Source organism: Halobacteriovorax sp. GB3 (genome assembly GCF_028649655.1).
Taxonomy (GTDB): domain Bacteria; phylum Bdellovibrionota; class Bacteriovoracia; order Bacteriovoracales; family Bacteriovoracaceae; genus BSW11-IV.
In genome coordinates this window covers 1115995-1131895 of the sequence record NZ_JAQSLN010000003.1, presented here as the reverse complement: position 1 = coordinate 1131895, position 15901 = coordinate 1115995, and the positions used below count along the sequence as shown (strand labels likewise).

At 38.0% G+C, this 15901-nt stretch carries 13 protein-coding genes and 1 tRNA gene; 10 read left to right on the top strand and 4 right to left on the bottom strand.

The window, feature by feature from the left end; translation table 11 throughout:
• Positions 1–305 precede the first annotated feature (305 nt).
• Entirely contained in the window at positions 306–2717 is a 2412-nt protein-coding gene (gene lon, locus HBN50_RS11825; protein WP_273870251.1) for an endopeptidase La, read from the top strand.
• A 42-nt stretch (positions 2718–2759) separates the two neighbouring features.
• Here lon and HBN50_RS11820 read toward each other — a convergent pair whose 3' ends face one another.
• Positions 2760–3446, bottom strand: coding sequence for a hypothetical protein (locus HBN50_RS11820; protein WP_273870250.1), 687 nt, complete (start codon positions 3444–3446; stop codon positions 2760–2762).
• A gap of 131 nt (positions 3447–3577) precedes the next feature.
• Between HBN50_RS11820 and HBN50_RS11815 the strand changes: the two genes are divergently transcribed.
• From HBN50_RS11815 to HBN50_RS11785, 7 genes are all read left to right on the top strand, one after another.
• A tRNA-Val gene (locus HBN50_RS11815) sits at positions 3578–3653 on the top strand.
• 153 nt (positions 3654–3806) lie between these two features.
• Positions 3807–4220, top strand: a complete 414-nt coding sequence (locus HBN50_RS11810) for a hypothetical protein (RefSeq protein ID WP_273870249.1) — start codon at positions 3807–3809, stop codon at positions 4218–4220.
• A 39-nt stretch (positions 4221–4259) separates the two neighbouring features.
• The gene (locus HBN50_RS11805; protein WP_273870247.1) at positions 4260–4748 is read left to right on the top strand and encodes a hypothetical protein; all 489 of its coding nucleotides are present in this window, start codon (positions 4260–4262) and stop codon (positions 4746–4748) included.
• A 355-nt stretch (positions 4749–5103) separates the two neighbouring features.
• On the top strand, positions 5104–7170 hold the full coding sequence (locus HBN50_RS11800) for a chemotaxis protein CheA (RefSeq protein WP_273870245.1): 2067 nt from the start codon (positions 5104–5106) through the stop codon (positions 7168–7170).
• A 1-nt stretch (position 7171) separates the two neighbouring features.
• A complete protein-coding gene (locus HBN50_RS11795) occupies positions 7172–7672 on the top strand; it encodes a chemotaxis protein CheW (RefSeq protein ID WP_273870244.1) in 501 nt (166 codons plus the stop codon).
• An 82-nt stretch (positions 7673–7754) separates the two neighbouring features.
• Positions 7755–9629: a CheR family methyltransferase gene (locus HBN50_RS11790; RefSeq protein ID WP_273870243.1), complete on the top strand. Its 1875-nt coding sequence runs from the start codon at positions 7755–7757 to the stop codon at positions 9627–9629.
• A gap of 11 nt (positions 9630–9640) precedes the next feature.
• Complete coding sequence (locus HBN50_RS11785; RefSeq protein WP_273870238.1) at positions 9641–11074, top strand: protein-glutamate methylesterase/protein-glutamine glutaminase; 1434 nt, start codon at positions 9641–9643, stop codon at positions 11072–11074.
• Positions 11075–11105: 31 nt separating this feature from the next.
• On the opposite strand, the gene folE2 is transcribed toward HBN50_RS11785, so the two are convergent.
• Positions 11106–12041: a GTP cyclohydrolase FolE2 gene (folE2, locus tag HBN50_RS11780; RefSeq protein ID WP_273870236.1), complete on the bottom strand. Its 936-nt coding sequence runs from the start codon at positions 12039–12041 to the stop codon at positions 11106–11108.
• A 300-nt stretch (positions 12042–12341) separates the two neighbouring features.
• Here folE2 and HBN50_RS11775 point away from each other — a divergent pair, with 300 nt between their 5' ends.
• Positions 12342–12554 (top strand): hypothetical protein, encoded by a 213-nt coding sequence (locus tag HBN50_RS11775; protein WP_273870233.1) that lies wholly within the window; start codon positions 12342–12344, stop codon positions 12552–12554.
• On the opposite strand, the gene cdd is transcribed toward HBN50_RS11775, so the two are convergent.
• Positions 12551–12961: a cytidine deaminase gene (cdd, locus tag HBN50_RS11770; protein ID WP_273870231.1), complete on the bottom strand. Its 411-nt coding sequence runs from the start codon at positions 12959–12961 to the stop codon at positions 12551–12553. The genes HBN50_RS11775 and cdd overlap by 4 nt on opposite strands.
• Positions 12955–14283: a dihydroorotase gene (locus HBN50_RS11765; protein WP_273870229.1), complete on the bottom strand. Its 1329-nt coding sequence runs from the start codon at positions 14281–14283 to the stop codon at positions 12955–12957. Before HBN50_RS11765 ends, cdd begins: the two co-directional genes overlap by 7 nt.
• A 136-nt stretch (positions 14284–14419) precedes the next feature.
• Between HBN50_RS11765 and cysS the strand changes: the two genes are divergently transcribed.
• Positions 14420–15883 carry a cysteine--tRNA ligase gene (cysS, locus tag HBN50_RS11760; protein WP_273870227.1) on the top strand — a complete coding sequence of 488 codons (1464 nt, stop codon included), beginning with the start codon at positions 14420–14422 and terminating at the stop codon, positions 15881–15883.
• The last annotated feature ends 18 nt before the right edge of the window (positions 15884–15901 follow it).

Here is a 15901-nt window from a genome sequence, read left to right as displayed (position 1 = left end):
GTCATAAATTGGATTCTCATTGGGCCTTTTTCTTAGAAATTAAATTAAGAAAAAGGCCTTTAAATTATTCCTTACAAAATCTAACTTTTTTCTATCCTCGTTTGACGGCCAGTTCTTCCTTTTAAATTCAGCTTTTTATCGGCTCTTTGGCGATCAAGTAAATTTGTGTAGGTTATGTTTGCCTCTCGATTTTTTTTGAGCCAAATCGGTTTCTGTGTCACAATTTTATTAAGACTCAAAGTAACTAGGGACATGAGGTCCATGTTATTTTGAATTTTGAACCCTATAATAGTGCAGGAGGTGCTATGGCAGACAGTAGGTCTGAAGCTTCCAAAAAGTTCCCACTTCTCCCTCTGAGAGACGTTATTATTTTCCCGCATATGGTGGTTCCACTATTTGTTGGAAGGGAGAAGTCGATCGCAGCTCTTGAAGAAGCCAGCAAGAACAACAACGAGTTATTCCTAGTCACACAACGCGACCCAAACATCCTCAATCCTGACAGAGAGGATCTCTACAATGTTGGTACGGTTGTTAACATCATTCAGATGCTTAGACTTCCTGACAATACTGTAAAAGTTCTCATCGAAGGGAAGTATAGAGCAAAGATTGATTCTTTCCATGCTTCAAGTGACGGGTACTGGGCAGAGGTTTCAAAGTGCGTTCCTGAACAGAGCAATCCTGTTAACATTGAAGCGACAATGCGTTCTATTAAGAGTGTGTTTGAGCAATATGTTAAGCTGAACAAAAGAATTCCACCTGAGCTACTGATGAGCATTTCTAGTATCACTGATGCTTCAAGACTTGCAGATATCATTGTTGCTCACCTCAATATGAAAATCCCTGAGAAACAACAGATTCTCGAAGCTGTTGAGATTGAAGCGCGTTTAAAGCTTCTTCTAGAAAAGATGCAGGGTGAAATTGAGATCATTAACGTAGAGAGAAGAATAAGAACTCGCGTTAAGTCTCAAATGGAAAAGTCTCAAAAAGAGTACTATTTGAATGAGCAGATGAATGCCATTCAAAAAGAGCTTGGGCAAAAAGATGACAAGACTGAACTTCAAGAAATGGAAGAGAAGCTTGCCAAGAAAAATATGCCAGAAGAGGCGAGAGCTAAAACTGAAAAAGAACTTAAAAAACTTAAGTCTATGTCTCCAATGTCAGCTGAAGCTGCTGTTGTGAGAAATTATGTCGACTGGATGCTTTCTCTTCCATGGGGAGAATATACAGAAGACAACAATAATATTAATCACGCTAGAGAGATTCTTGATGAGCATCACTTCGGAATGAAGGATGTTAAAGATAGAATCGTTGAGTATCTTGCTGTACGTTCTCTTGTTGGAACAGAAGGAAAAGGAACTCTTCTTTGTCTAGCTGGTCCTCCTGGTGTAGGGAAGACATCTATTGCTCGCTCACTTGCTGAGTCTCTTGGAAGAGAATTCCAAAGAATCTCTCTTGGTGGAGTTAGAGATGAATCTGAAATCAGAGGACATAGAAGAACTTACGTTGGAGCAATGCCAGGTAAGATTATCAATGCACTGAAAAAAGCTGGAACTTCAAATCCTGTTATTCTTCTCGATGAAATCGATAAAATGACGAGTGATATGAGAGGTGACCCTTCAGCTGCAATGTTAGAGGTTCTCGATCCTGAGCAGAATAAAAACTTTGGAGATCACTACATTGAAGTAGAATACGATCTTTCAAAAGTTATGTTCATTATGACGGCCAACGATCTTTCTAAAGTACCTGGTCCTCTAAGAGATAGAATGGAGATTATTAGTCTTTCTGGTTATACGCCTGATGAGAAACTACAAATCGGTAAGCGCTATCTTCTTGAGAGAGCTAAAAAGAACAACGGTCTTTTTAACTACGATGTCACAATGAATGACAAAACAATGCTAGAAGTTGTTCGTGGTTATACAAAAGAAGCAGGTGTTAGAGAGTTTGAAAGACTTCTTAACACTGTAGCAAGAAAGATTGCTACAGACGTTGTTTCTAAAGATATTGAAGAGGGAAGAAAGTTTAATGTTTCTTCTAAACAACTACCAAAACTACTTGGACCGAAGAGATTTGAAGGGACAGGAATTGAGCAGGAGCCACAAGTTGGTCTCGTTAATGGACTTGCTTACACTTCTGTTGGTGGTGAACTTCTTCATATTGAAGTTGTAACAGTTCCTGGAAATGGAAAAATCCAAATTACAGGTAAACTTGGAGAAGTAATGCAAGAATCTGCAAAAGCTGCTCTAAGTTATGTTCGCTCAGTAAGTGCTCGTTTAGGGATTTCTTCTGAGTGGTACGATAAAAATGATATTCATATTCACGTTCCTGAAGGAGCGACTCCAAAAGATGGTCCGTCAGCAGGTGTTACAATGACAACAGCACTTACATCCGCAATTACTGGGATACCTGTTTGGCAAAACGTGGCCATGACTGGAGAAGTTACGATCAGAGGACGAGTTCTTCCGATTGGTGGTCTCAAGGAGAAACTACTTGCAGCTAAACAAGCTGGAGTAACAAAAGTTGTGATCCCTAAGAAGAATGAAAAAGACCTTGCAGACATTCCAAGTGAGATTAAATCTGGTTTAGATATCTATCCAGTGGAATCTGCTGAAGAGGTTTTAAAGCTTGCACTTCAACTGCAAGAACCAGAGAAGTTTCTTCAACATGTTGGGCTTACTGTTATCGAAACAGACAGCTCTACAATGGAAGTGGCCAACTAGGTTCTGATTATAGGGTAAGTTATAGGGTTATAAAGGGTCGACTTAGTCGACCCTTTTTTTATTTCGAATTGCCTTTTCCACACTAAAGTCATTAGTGATAATTTGTTCTTTTAGCTCTTTTGTTATCTTCTCTTTGTATGGGAGAAGAGTATTGGAAATGTAGTGGTAGAGTTCAACGGAGCGCTTGGGTTTTTCAAGATAAGTAAAGTCTGTACTGTTGTAATAATACTTCGTTACCTTTGGTCCAATAAAGTAATCCGCCCTTCTTTTTTTCAATAGAAGAAAGGAAACATCCATATTGATTGATGTTATTATCTTTCTCGGTTTTAAATCTCTTGCAAAGTTGTTAGCAAATATGGAACCTCGCCTGTGGATAATTGAGGATTGTTCAAAAGGAATAGGGTCACTATCTTTAAGCATCCAGATAACATAATCAATAGGATCACCAAGCTGGACATTAATGATCGTTCCATTTTTTAGAATATTTTCGATGTAACTCGTTTTAAGAAAAAGTGTATCACAATCACCAATATTAAATTGATTCACTAAACGAATCTCTGGAACCAAGATGAAGTGGCTTTCAAGACCTATTTTTGAGTACGTGCTTTGTAGAATCGGAACGACTGTGGGAACGATCTGTGCGATGTCTTTACTAAGGCAATGACGAACAATGAGTGCCTTGGTTTGAATAGAGAGTGTGAGGGCAACGAGTACAATAATAAATTTCATCTATTTATTATAATAGTGCACCGCTTTGTGTGAAAAAAATTTAGCCTTAATTTTAGACAAATAAATTGTTGACAGTATGAAATGGATCACTTAATATTCAGGAACTTCAAAAGGAAACATCCTTTTCTTTTGGGCGATTAGCTCAGCTGGGAGAGCGCTACCCTTACAAGGTAGATGTCGGCGGTTCGATCCCGTCATCGCCCACCAAATTTTTTTATAACAAAAGCCACTTCTCGTAAGTGGCTTTTTTTTTGTCTTTTTTTCTTTCATTCTCTTTGAAATTTCAGCTCTTTTTGGTAGAACACCATCGTTCACAAACTTTGTTAACACAAGCACAACAACACAATAGGGGATACTAAAATGAAAAAAATGATGGCTTCAGTTTTACTACTTGCTGCATTTACTACTCAAGCACAAACATTCACTGTTTCATGTGAATCTCAAGATCTTGCTTACTTAAATAAAATGAATCTTGAAGCGTCTGTTTCAATCTCTGGGTCAGACTCTTCAACTCTAAGTGTATCGAGCCTGGTATTAACACCAGCTGGTTATGATGCCGAAGCTTTTGAAGTTGCTCCATTTAACACAAAAGGAACATTCACAAATTATCCTTCAGATGTTTTTGGTAGAGAAATGACAAGTCTTGTTTATCTCGTTGAGGGAAATGAAGAAGTGGCCTTTATTCGTATGAACATTGGTCTAAACACTCCAATCAATTCAGAGATCAGACTAAAAGATGGGTACACGTACCACGGAAAATGTCTTAAAAACTAATTTAACTGACCCTCTTTTTAGAGGGTCGCTCTTTTGCCTATGAAATTATATCTTGTTCTCTTTTCTTTATTCTTCGCTGCTTCTTCTTTGTCTTTCGAATCTGGTGGAATTCCCTTTTATGAGAATCCAAAGATTAATCAATGTTGGCCCAAATCGCCTTATTCGAAAAAGTACATCAGTGTTAAAAAGAAGTTATTTAAAAAGACTTACGTGTTTACTTGTCTCTACTCTTGCTTAGATCGCGATGGACTTGAGCATGAAATCGTGGGAACAAGAACGGTTAAAGTACGTTTCATCGACAGTGGCAAGAAAGTTGTTTGCAAAGGCTATGAAAAGGACATGATTTGGGTTGAAACACCGAGAGATCCTAAATATTGGGGTCATTGGGAAGTAGGCCAAGTACGTCCATTTCAAGCAAGAGGTTCTAAAATCGCCGAGATTGAACAGTGGGCCTTAGACTATACTAGCTCTTCAAAAAGTATGCTTATGCAATATAATGATGGCACAGAAGGCTTAGATAACGAATAATTCTTGCCTGTGCTACATTTGAGTACAATTTTTTTAATCTTAATTTTTTCTTCGAAATTCGCCTAATAAGAGCATATACCCAAGTAATAAGCTTAGGTATGAGTGTCTGTATTTTTTAATAATTCTTAATATTCAAGCTTTTATAGGCGAAACCTTTGCATGTAACTCTTTGAGAAAGTGACAAATCTTTAGACGTTCAATATGCGTGTTGGAATGAAAAGCTGAAGCTAATAAAAATCACAATTTGAAACCGGTTTGGGACTAATCTTTTATTAAAATAAAAAAATAAACTGACGATATGCTTCAAGAAGTAAAAGGATTTTTCGTCAATTTTTGAATTGATTAAGGGTTAGTGATGGATGATTTCGAAAGAGAATTAAAAGAGGATTTCCTTGAAGAGTCGATACAATTGCTTGAAGACTCTGAGCAAGCTTTCCTTCAGTTGGAAAACGACAAGGATAGTACTGAGTTAATGGATCAGATTTTTAGGCTGGCCCATAACTTAAAAGGAACTTCTCGTGCAGTTGGCTTTGGTGAAGTTGCCGAGTTTACACATGAGATGGAAAACCTCATTCTTAAAATTAAGACAGGAGATGTTACTGTCACTGATAGTACTGTGACTGTCTTATTAGAATGTAATGATCATATTACACATATGATTAATACTCTAAGAGATGATCTCGATGCAACTTTTGATAGTGCTGATACTGTAAGCCGCATTCACGCCGTTTTAAATGGTGAAGAAGTAGGTGAAGCGGGAGTAGATGCTGAAATTGAAGAAGTTGTTTCTTCAAGTGATATTCCTGATGCCTCAGACTTTGAAGAAGAACCAAGTGATGAGTGGGAAGGTATTGAAGATAGTATTGGCGAAATTATAGAAAGTTCTTCGGCACCAGAGGTCACTCAATCACAGGCAGCACAAGAACAAGCTGAAGATTTGATTGCCTCATCTCCCGATGAATTTGATGATGGTGAAGGTGAGATTTCTGCTGCTGCATTAGAATCGTTAAAAGAGCTGGGAATATCGGATCAATCGCTTTTAAGCGAGCTAGAAGTTAAAACTTCGAAGGCTCCTCAAGCGGATGAAGGTATGACAATTAAAAAGGGTGATGAAGTCATCGCTACACAAAATGTTACACCAATTGAAACAGCTAAAAAACCAGAAGCTCCAAAACCTGCTGCTTCTGCTAGTGCTGCCCCTGCAAGAAAAAAGAATGAAGATGAAAGTATTAGAGTTTCTCTAGCAAGAGTAGAGGAACTAAATAACGCCGTTGGCGAGCTTGTTATTTTACAAACGGTATTAGAGCAAAGACGCAATGGTGCGCTCGATGATGCTCTGGCCACAAAGTCGATTTCTCAACTGGGAAAATTATCAAAAGAAATTCAAGAGATTTCAATGTCTCTTAGAATGGTTCCAATTAAGTCGACTCTTCAAAAGATGAACAGAATCGTTCGAGATACTTCGAAGGCACTTGGTAAGAAAGTTCAATTGACTCTCGTTGGAGAGGAAACGGAAATTGATAAGACCGTGCTTGAACACCTTTCTGATCCACTTGTTCACATTGTAAGAAATGCCGTTGATCATGGTCTGGAAGATACTGAAGGTCGTGTTAAAACGGGGAAAAGCGAAGTCGGACAAGTTCAGATTAAGGCCTTCCACGAGGGGAATAACCTCGTTATTGAAATAAGTGATGATGGAAAAGGTATTGATGCTGAAATTATCAGAAGAAAGGCCATTGAGAAAAACCTTATTTCTGAGAGTTCAAATATTAGTGATCATGAAATGATCCAATATATTTTTCACCCAGGCTTTTCTACGAAAGAGCAGGTAACTGAAGTCTCTGGACGTGGTGTTGGAATGGATGTTGTAAAAACAAATATTGAAAAGCTCTCTGGAGATGTTCAAGTTATTACTAATATCGGATCTGGTTCTGTTTTTAGAGTTGTATTACCACTTACAATGGCAATTATTGAAGGGATGGTTGTTCGCGTTGGTGGAGATAAGTACATTCTACCTCTAGCTCAAGTACATGAGTCTTTAAAACCAACTAATGAAATGATCCACTCTATTACGGGGATGGGAGAATGTCTCAATCTTCGTGGAGAAGTTCTTCCTCTGTTTAACATTGGTAAGACTCTCAATAGAAAAATGGACGATACTATTTCGCAAGAAAAAATTGCAATTATCGTTCATTCAAGCAAATTCCATTATGCAGTCCTTGTCGATGATATCCTCCATCAGCAACAGGTTGTTATTAAAAAACTTGGTGATGAAATTAGAAATCAAAAAGGATTTATGGGAAGTTCAATTCTAGGTGATGGGCGTCCAGCTTTCATTTTAGATCTTAATGAATTGTATGCAACATCAATGAAAAAACAAAAAAGTTCGGTAAAAGATAAATTAATAGGAAAGGCGGCATAAAATGGCAGATCAAAACTTAGCAAAACTTGAAAAAAATGAAACTTCTAACTATGAACTTCAAAGATTTCTTGAGTTCAGTCTAGGAGAAGAAGATTATGCAATTCCTCTACTAAGTGTTAGAGAAGTTATCTCTGTTCCTGAAACAACTCCTATTCCAAAGGCCCCTGCGCACTTTCTTGGAATCATGAACCTAAGAGGACAGGTGATTTCCGTTGTAGACCTTAGGACAAAATTAAAAATTAAGCCTCTTGAAAATAATAGTGAAGAATCTGTTATCATTGTAGATATTAACGGCATGAATCTTGGAATCGTTGTTGATTCAATTAATAAAGTTCTTGCTTTTCAGGTTGATGAAATTAATGAAGTTCCTGAAATTGAATCACAAGTCAATGCTGAATACATCCAAGGTGTTTACCGCAAAGAAGATTCATTAACTGTTCTTCTTGACGTAGCAAAAGTTCTAGATCTTAAAGACAAGACTTTTGTTAAAAAAGCAGCTTAGTAAATAGTAAAATATTTTTTGATCAATATATAGGCCTTGAATTCTTATTTGGATCAAGGCCTATCGTTCTACAGGAAAGCTTATGACGGCACCTTTGAAATCGAGTAATTTTGAATTTAACGATCTAGTAAGAAAAGTTTCTGCAATAGTCGCTAAAATATCAGGTAATGTTCTAGAAGAGAAACAAGCATTGATGGTGCAAACTCGTGTAAAAAAACGCATGAGTGAGTTAAGTATCAAAGATCCTGCAGAGTATCTTAAACACCTTGATAAAAATATTAAGACAGAATCTCAAGTTCTTGTTTCGTTACTAACAACTCACCATACGTTCTTTTTTAGAGAGTTTGCTCACTTCGAATATCTTAAAAAGAATTTACCAGAAATTATCTCACGCGCTAAGGCAAGAGGTGATAAAAAGATTAAAATTTGGTCAGCTGCCTGTAGCCGTGGTCAAGAAGTGTATTCTCTGTCCATGTTTTTAAATTTTTATTTACCAAAAATAGATCCTTCAATGAGTTATGAAATTCTTGGTTCTGATATCGATCCTGAATCGGTAAAAATTGGTCAAAATGGTGTTTATCATAAGAGAGAAATCAAAACGGTTCCAATGAACTACCTTGCTGATCACTGGGCAAGAGGAACAGGTGATATATCTGACTTTGTAAAAGCGAAGAAGTCATTAACGGACAAAACTCGCTGGAAGGCCTTAAATCTTCTCGATTTTTCAGCAGGAATTGGTCGTGAAAAATTTGATATTATTTTCTGTCGTAACGTTTTCATATATTTTAGACCTGAGCAGATTAAGTCTATTGTAAATAATTTTATGAGATACCTTGAAAATGGCGGACTTCTCTTTTCCGGGATTTCGGAGTCATTAGGAGGACTTGATTTAAATATTAAAAACGTAGGTCCTTCAATTTATGTCGATAAATCTTTTGTTGAACAAAAAGCTCCTGCTGCAGTTACTCCAACTCCGAGTGCAAGGGAAATCATCTCAAGGGCACCAGCAAAACCTGCTGTTGCTGAACTACCAGATGTTCTTAGAGTTCTTTGTGTGGATGACTCTTCAAGTGTTCTAACGCTGTTGAAGAAAATCTTTTCAATGGACAAAGGTTTCGAGGTTGTCGGGACAGCTAAAAATGGTGTTGAGGCCCACGAATTTCTAAAAAATAATAAAGGTAAAGTTGATATCATGACTTTGGATATTCATATGCCAGAACTTGATGGGGTTAGTTATCTTGGCAAATACCATAATAGCCAGCACCCTCCTGTCGTTATGATTTCATCCGCTAGTCGTGAAGACTCATCTGCTGCCATGAAGGCCATTAGAAATGGAGCGAGTGATTTTATCGAAAAGCCAGCTCTTAATAATTTAATGGAGCGTGGTGAAGAGATTAAAACAAAGTTGAAAGTAGCCTACATGGATAAAGCACTCGTTAGCTCTCATGTAACGACTATTGATAAGCAATTTGAGCATGAAATTAAAATCGATAAAGCTGATACGAAGTTTAGAATGATTATGTCTTCAATTGCTGATCAGAAAAAAGTTGAAAAGTTTTTCAAGGAACTTGTTGGAGATCAACCTCCTACAGTCATGTTCTATGAGGGGCAAGACAATATTTTAGAGGCATTGAAAGATGACTTGAAGTTAAAAATATCTCGACCAGTTGAGGTCTTAGATAATATGAACGCAAAACTTGAAAAGAACAAAGTTTATCTTGCAGACTTTTCTAAGCTATTTGACGACGTCAAAGGCAAGTATGAGTCTAGTGCAACATCGATGATTGTTTTTGGAAAGTGTTCATCTCATGCTGGTGATAAACTCATCCATTGGAATGGAGCTCATCTTTTAATTGAAGACATCAATTATAAGTGCGATCTTTCGGATGTTGCGACAGATATTGTTCCTGCGACAAGTTTTGCATATATGTCATGTGAGTATTTAAGTAAGAAATAAAAGGTTTGGGCGTGAAAACAAATTCATTCATAAGTTCTGAGTTAGGGAAAGACTTTTACTTAAGAATAAAGGATATGCTCTTCGTTTCTATTCATGGAAGTAAAGATGCCTGTGCTATTATATTCAAAGATGGTGAAGTTACAGCTATTAACATTGAGGCCTTTATTGAAAAGGCTAAATCTATAAAATTTTCTTCAGCGACAGCGAAGTTAATTGGTCCAAGAACATTGATAATGAGAATGAAAACTCATTTATCTCGTCTTGGATTCAAAGACTTTAGAGAAGTAGAAAGACGAGGCGAGTTTGAAATCGTCTTTACACCAAACTCCGGTGCACTACGCGTTTCTAAGGCAACTGAGTCTGCCAATGTCAGTTCAAATGCTGCGAGAGAAATCAAAAAACAGGGCGACGTTAAAGTTCTTGTAGTTGATGATTCTAAGACTATTAGAAATCTTCTCTCACGTATTCTCAATCAAGCACCAGGTGTTAATGTTGTTGCAACAGCAGAGAAACCAAGTGATGTTGAAGAACTTATTAAAAAACATAATCCAGATGTCATCACTCTTGATATTCATATGCCTGAGATGACTGGGGTAGAGTTATTAAAAAAGATTCATCCCAAATTTAAAATACCAACGATCATGGTGACTTCAATTAGTATTGAAGAAGGTCCATTAGTTTTAGAGGCCCTCGAAAATGGTGCCTTTGATTATATTCAAAAACCAAAGATGGAAGAACTTGCTGAAGTGGCGCCTATTCTCATTGAGAAAGTAAGAGAGGCCTCAAAGTATGTTGAATCGAGCTCGCGTTCCTCTCAAACTAAGAGTGTTGGACAATTTAATCAGGAATCACTTGTGGTTATTGGCTCTTCAACAGGTGGTACCAACGCTCTAAAAGATATCCTAACTAAGATGCCTTCACAGATTCCACCGATGTTGATCGTTCAACATATCCCACCAGTTTTTTCTAAGGCCTTTGCCGATCGTTTGAATACGCTCTGTCCTTTTACTGTTAAAGAAGCTGAAGATGGTGAAGTGATTGAGCAAAATAAGGTTCTCGTAGCTCCTGGTGGAAAGCAGATGAAAGTCGAAAAGAGAGGGGGCAAATTGCATGTTGTGATAACAGATGATGCTCCTGTGAATCGATTTAAACCATCTGTTGATTATCTTTTTAATTCGACACTTGAAATTAGTAAAAGACGCCACGTTGTAGGTGTTATCTTAACTGGTATGGGTAAAGATGGCGCAGAAGGTTTATTAAAGCTTAGAAAGAATGGTGCTTATACGATTGCACAAGATGAAGAAAGCTGTGTTGTTTATGGAATGCCAAGAGAAGCTGCTCAGATTGGGGCCGCTATGTGTATTGAGCATAAAGATGATATAGCAGCAAAAATAGGGGAACTTTCTTTCCCCGATTCACAAGACTCAAAAAAAGAAGCTTCATAAAAAAAGGCCCTTATATAAGGGCCTTTTATTTTTATACTTTCGGATTTTCTTTGTGAATGTAAGCAACAGCGTTGTGGCTGTGAAGAGATTCAAGGTGTTCAACCTTGGCCGTCCAATCTAGGATCGTATCTTCGTGTTCAAAGACTGTAGAGAGTCTTCTTGTTGCGTGCTCGACAAACATCGGGTTATCACCATTAAGAATTGCAAATGCTTGCTCATCAATTCTTTTAACAAGTGATTGTGTTTCAGTTGGTAGAGCAATTCTTAAAAGTTCAATGAGTCTTTCAATATGAAAACCTGAATCAACATCGTAGACAACTTTAACTGTTGCTACTGAACGTTGAGAGTGGGCCGAAGCGATTCCTGAACCTTCAGTAATTTCTCCATTTCTGTATTGCTCTTCATATTGCTTTGACATTGAAAGAGAACATGGACAAGTAGAAGAGTATTCATACTTGATCGTAAGGTGCATAAGAACGCGACCTTCTTTGTTTTCAATACCTTCCCATTCACAAGCATAGTATTGCCATCCCCAGTTTTCTGACTTGAGTGACTTTTGCTTAACAGGATAGTTAAAGTTTAATTTTAAGTGTGCTTGTTCAATGAGTGCTTCATCGTCAAAGTCACGTAGGTCTGCTCTGTATCTTCCAAGAACTGTTTTGAAGAATTCGTGGTTGACGCTTTTTTGTCCACCTTCTTCTTGTAAAATTTTACAAAAGCGGCTCATGTTAGCACCTGTCTTGTGTTTAGCTAGGTAAACAAACATCGAGGCTTCTGCATCGTGGTTCATCGTGTGACCATCGTGGTGTTCGAAAGTTAGAGGAACGCGAAAACGCTCAATTCCAACGCGTGGAATAGCAATTTCGACCTGGTTTGGCTTCTTTTGGAAGTCGTTTAGACCAGATTGATCCTTAACCTCACAGTCCATAATATCATCACGTGTTTCTCTTAAAGCTTCTACATTCATAATCGTTTTCCCTAAATAGGTTATAAAAAACCTTATTTTTTATCTAAGCGATACCTTTTTATATGACATACCCAATGTTGTAAACCACCGGAGTCCCATAGTTATAAGCATAACAGGGTATTGGGTCCCACCCTAGAACATTGTCACATCTCTAAGTACTTGAAAAATAGGGAAAATCTATCAGTTGATAAAGAAATTCAATGACTTTGAGAGATCCTCATCAAAAACTAGACAGATTTACTAAATTATTTTTTGTGATTTTCCGATACTGATTTATGATGAAAAGAGAGGGAGAAGCCTATGGCCGCAAATAAACTCTATGAAATAGAGACTTATGAAGGTTATAAAATCGAAGTTGACGAAGTGATCAAGCAAATTGAGGATTGTCCAAAGTGTGGGGCCAAGCTCATCTTGACCCACTATAGCGATGCTAAAAACATGATGATGCAAGAGACCTCAAAATGTCTTGAGTGTGATTATGGCTCTCGCGATGTCCTTCATATTTTAAGCTAGCAGTCTAACGTATTAAATGGCATTGGAAGAAGTTCTTTAAAGAGGACTTTCTTCTTAATGCTTTCTAAATCTCCTAGATAGACTGGCATATCTTCACTAGCAAATTCACTCATTACTTGTAGGCAAAAAGCACAAGGAACTGTCACTGGATTTGTATCAACACTAACAACGACAAATTCGATTTCTTGTTTGGCATTTTCGATGATTCCTGAAAAGATAGCCGTGCGCTCTGCACAGACTGTTCCACCGTAACTGGCATTTTCAACGTTACACCCACCGTAGATTTTGTCGATTCCTTTAAACTTTACGGCTGCTCCAACTTGAAAATTTGAGTAAGGGGCATGAGCGTTTTCACGAGATTTTCTTGCAATCTCAAAACCCTCTTGAACTTTTGCATCAATTAACATGATCCTTCCTTTTTAATAGGTGTACTGGATTTACTTGGCAGTATCTTTCCATTTATCATGACAGGACTTCCCATGACAATAGTCGCTTCAACTTTTCCTTTGAGTTCCATACCATCAAAGGGCGTCCATCCACATTTTGAAGCTTGCTCAGTGTTTTTAATCTCTGTTGTTTTGGAGAGATCGACAATAGTAAAATCGGCATCTCGTCCGATTTCGATTCTTCCTTTATTGAGTTGGTAAAGCTCAGCAGGTCTTTCACAAAGAAGGTCGACAAGCCTTCTTCTATCGAGCTTACCGTTTAAATGGTGGTGAAGCATTAGGGGGAAGATTGTCTGAACACCTGGCATTCCCGACGGTGAGGCAGGGTAGGGATTTGATTTCTCTTCTAAAGTATGAGGTGCGTGGTCAGAGCCAATAACATCAACTGTTCCATCGAGTAGACCTTTCCAAAGACCATCTTGGTGATCTTGCGTTCGAATCGGTGGATTCATTTGAGCAAGAGTTCCGATGCGATCATAAATATCAGGAGCGTTTAAAGTGAGATGTTGAGGTGTGACTTCTACAGTGACATGTTCCTTATTTTCTTTTAGAAATTGCATTTCTTCTTTCGTTGTAATGTGGAGAACGTGCACTTTTCTCTTGGCCTTCTTTGCGATGTCGACGATCATTTTAGTCGAGCTTAGGGCCGTCTCAGCATTTCTCCATTCATAGTGAGCATGAACATCTTTGGCATTGTCGCGAATTGGCAGTCGCTCGTTGAGCATGACCTCTGATTCAGAGTGAACGGCAATCATTCCTTGAAGTGATTTAAAAATCTCTAATAGCTTTTCTTCATCATAGAGAAGGAGAGATCCGGTAGAGCTGCCAAGAAAGATTTTTACACCACAGCAACCCTCTAGGTCGTGGGCCTTTTTAAGCTCATCGAGGTTTTCTCCTGTTGCACCTATAAAGAAACCAAAATTGACATGGGACTTTTCTTTAGCAAGGTTTACTTTCTCTTTAATTGATTCGATAGTCGTTGTTGGAGGCTTGGTATTTGGCATTTCAAGAAAGGTGCAAACGCCTCCAAGTGCTGCTGCGCGAGAGCCGCTTTCTAGGTCTTCTTTATGAACGAGCCCTGGCTCTCTAAAATGAACCTGAGTGTCGATAATACCTGGGAAAATATGCATGCCCGTCGCATCAAAGACCTCTTTAGCATGACCTTGAAGATTTTTCGAAATAGATTTTATTTTTTTGCCAGATACACCGATATCAGCTATAGTTTCACCATCTTTTAAGATGAGGGTTCCGTTTTTTATGACGAGATCAAATTCAAAATCCATTCTTGCCTTCCTTTTTTCAGCAAACTCTTGTTGTTGCTGTTGCTGTTGTTGTTAGAATAAACAACTTCCCCCTATCATTGTAACGAATTCAATTTAAAATATAAGTTAAAATTTTGTTAAACGGAGAATAAATAAGATGAGCCTCGTAATTTATAACACTATGACCAAAGAAAAAGCCCCATTTAAGCCTATCGAAGAAAATAAGGTGAAAATGTATGTGTGTGGACCAACTGTTTATGACTATCTCCACATTGGAAACTTTCGTGGTCCTATCTTTTTTAATGCTGCTAGAAATTGGCTCAAGCACTTAGGTTATGATGTGACTTACGTTTATAACTACACAGATGTTGATGATAAGATTATTGATCGCGCTAAAGAAAGTGGAACGAGCGCAAGTGAAGTGAGCGAGAAGTTTATTAAGATCTTCGAAGAGGATTATAATCGTCTCGGTCTTGATAAGCATGATCACAATCCAAAAGTAACTGAGTATATGCCTCAAATTATCGATTACGTTCAATCACTTGTTGATCAAGAGAAGGCCTATGTTATTGATGGTGAAGTTTTCTACGCCATAGATAAATTTGATAACTATGGAGCACTCTCTGGAAAGAAATTGGAAGACCTGAATGCCGGACAACGTGTCGATGTTGATCAGCGAAAGAAGAATCCTTTTGACTTTGTTCTTTGGAAACCAGCTAAAGAAGGTGAGCCTTCTTGGCAATCTCCATGGGGAGAAGGTCGTCCAGGATGGCATATTGAATGTTCTGCCATGATTAAATCAATCTTAGGTGACTCTATTGATATTCACGGTGGAGGAATTGATCTTATTTTTCCTCACCATGAAAATGAAATCGCTCAAGGTGAGGGATGCACTGGTTGCAAGTACGTAAACTACTGGATGCATAATGAATTCATCAATATTAAAGGTGAGAAGATGAGTAAATCACTTGGAAACTTCATCACTGCTCGCGCTTTTATGGATGAATATCACCCAGAAGTTTTAAAATTTCTTATGCTCTCTGCGCACTATAGAAGTTTTCTCAATATTAGTGATGAGAAAATTGATCAGGCCTTCAGTGGACTGGCGCGCGTTTATCATTCATTAAAAGCAGCAAATACGATTGTAGCGACTTTTGAAGAAAAAGAAGGCGCAACTGTACTAAAGAGTTTCTCTCAAACTCTTGCGCAGCTTGATAAGAAAATTGAAAAGGCGATGAACGATGACTTCTCTACAAATGAAGTGATTGCTTCAATCTATGAAGCTGTTCGTGCCTTCAATTCATTAAATCTTATGAAAAAGAAGAAAGACCCTTCAACTGTACCTACTGCAAAGGTCTTTAAAGAGTGGCTTCACAAGTATGGACAGATGATGTCTCTTTTTGACTTAGAAGCGGAGAGCTTTTTAGTTGAAATGGATGATATCCTTCTTAAGAAGAAAGACATCAAGAGAGAAGAAGTCGATGCACTTGTTCAAGAGCGCTCAAAAGCAAGAGACGATAAGGATTTTGCTAAGTCCGATGAAATTCGCGACAAGCTCATTGAGATGGGGATCGACTTTCAAGACACACCTGAAGGACCTGTTTGGAATGTTAAAATTTAAGGGAGCGAAAGCTCCCTT

Bases quoted from the DNA above. Each gene is read 5' to 3' on its own strand.
- lon (WP_273870251.1), top strand. From the start codon at position 306: ATGGCAGACAGTAGGTCTGAAGCTTCCAAAAAGTTCCCACTTCTCCCT.
- HBN50_RS11820 (WP_273870250.1), bottom strand. From the start codon at position 3,446: ATGAAATTTATTATTGTACTCGTTGCCCTCACACTCTCTATTCAAACC.
- HBN50_RS11810 (WP_273870249.1), top strand. From the start codon at position 3,807: ATGAAAAAAATGATGGCTTCAGTTTTACTACTTGCTGCATTTACTACT.
- HBN50_RS11805 (WP_273870247.1), top strand. From the start codon at position 4,260: ATGAAATTATATCTTGTTCTCTTTTCTTTATTCTTCGCTGCTTCTTCT.
- HBN50_RS11800 (WP_273870245.1), top strand. From the start codon at position 5,104: ATGGATGATTTCGAAAGAGAATTAAAAGAGGATTTCCTTGAAGAGTCG.
- HBN50_RS11795 (WP_273870244.1), top strand. From the start codon at position 7,172: ATGGCAGATCAAAACTTAGCAAAACTTGAAAAAAATGAAACTTCTAAC.
- HBN50_RS11790 (WP_273870243.1), top strand. From the start codon at position 7,755: ATGACGGCACCTTTGAAATCGAGTAATTTTGAATTTAACGATCTAGTA.
- folE2 (WP_273870236.1), bottom strand. From the start codon at position 12,041: ATGAATGTAGAAGCTTTAAGAGAAACACGTGATGATATTATGGACTGT.
- HBN50_RS11775 (WP_273870233.1), top strand. From the start codon at position 12,342: ATGGCCGCAAATAAACTCTATGAAATAGAGACTTATGAAGGTTATAAA.
- cdd (WP_273870231.1), bottom strand. From the start codon at position 12,961: ATGTTAATTGATGCAAAAGTTCAAGAGGGTTTTGAGATTGCAAGAAAA.
- HBN50_RS11765 (WP_273870229.1), bottom strand. From the start codon at position 14,283: ATGGATTTTGAATTTGATCTCGTCATAAAAAACGGAACCCTCATCTTA.
- cysS (WP_273870227.1), top strand. From the start codon at position 14,420: ATGAGCCTCGTAATTTATAACACTATGACCAAAGAAAAAGCCCCATTT.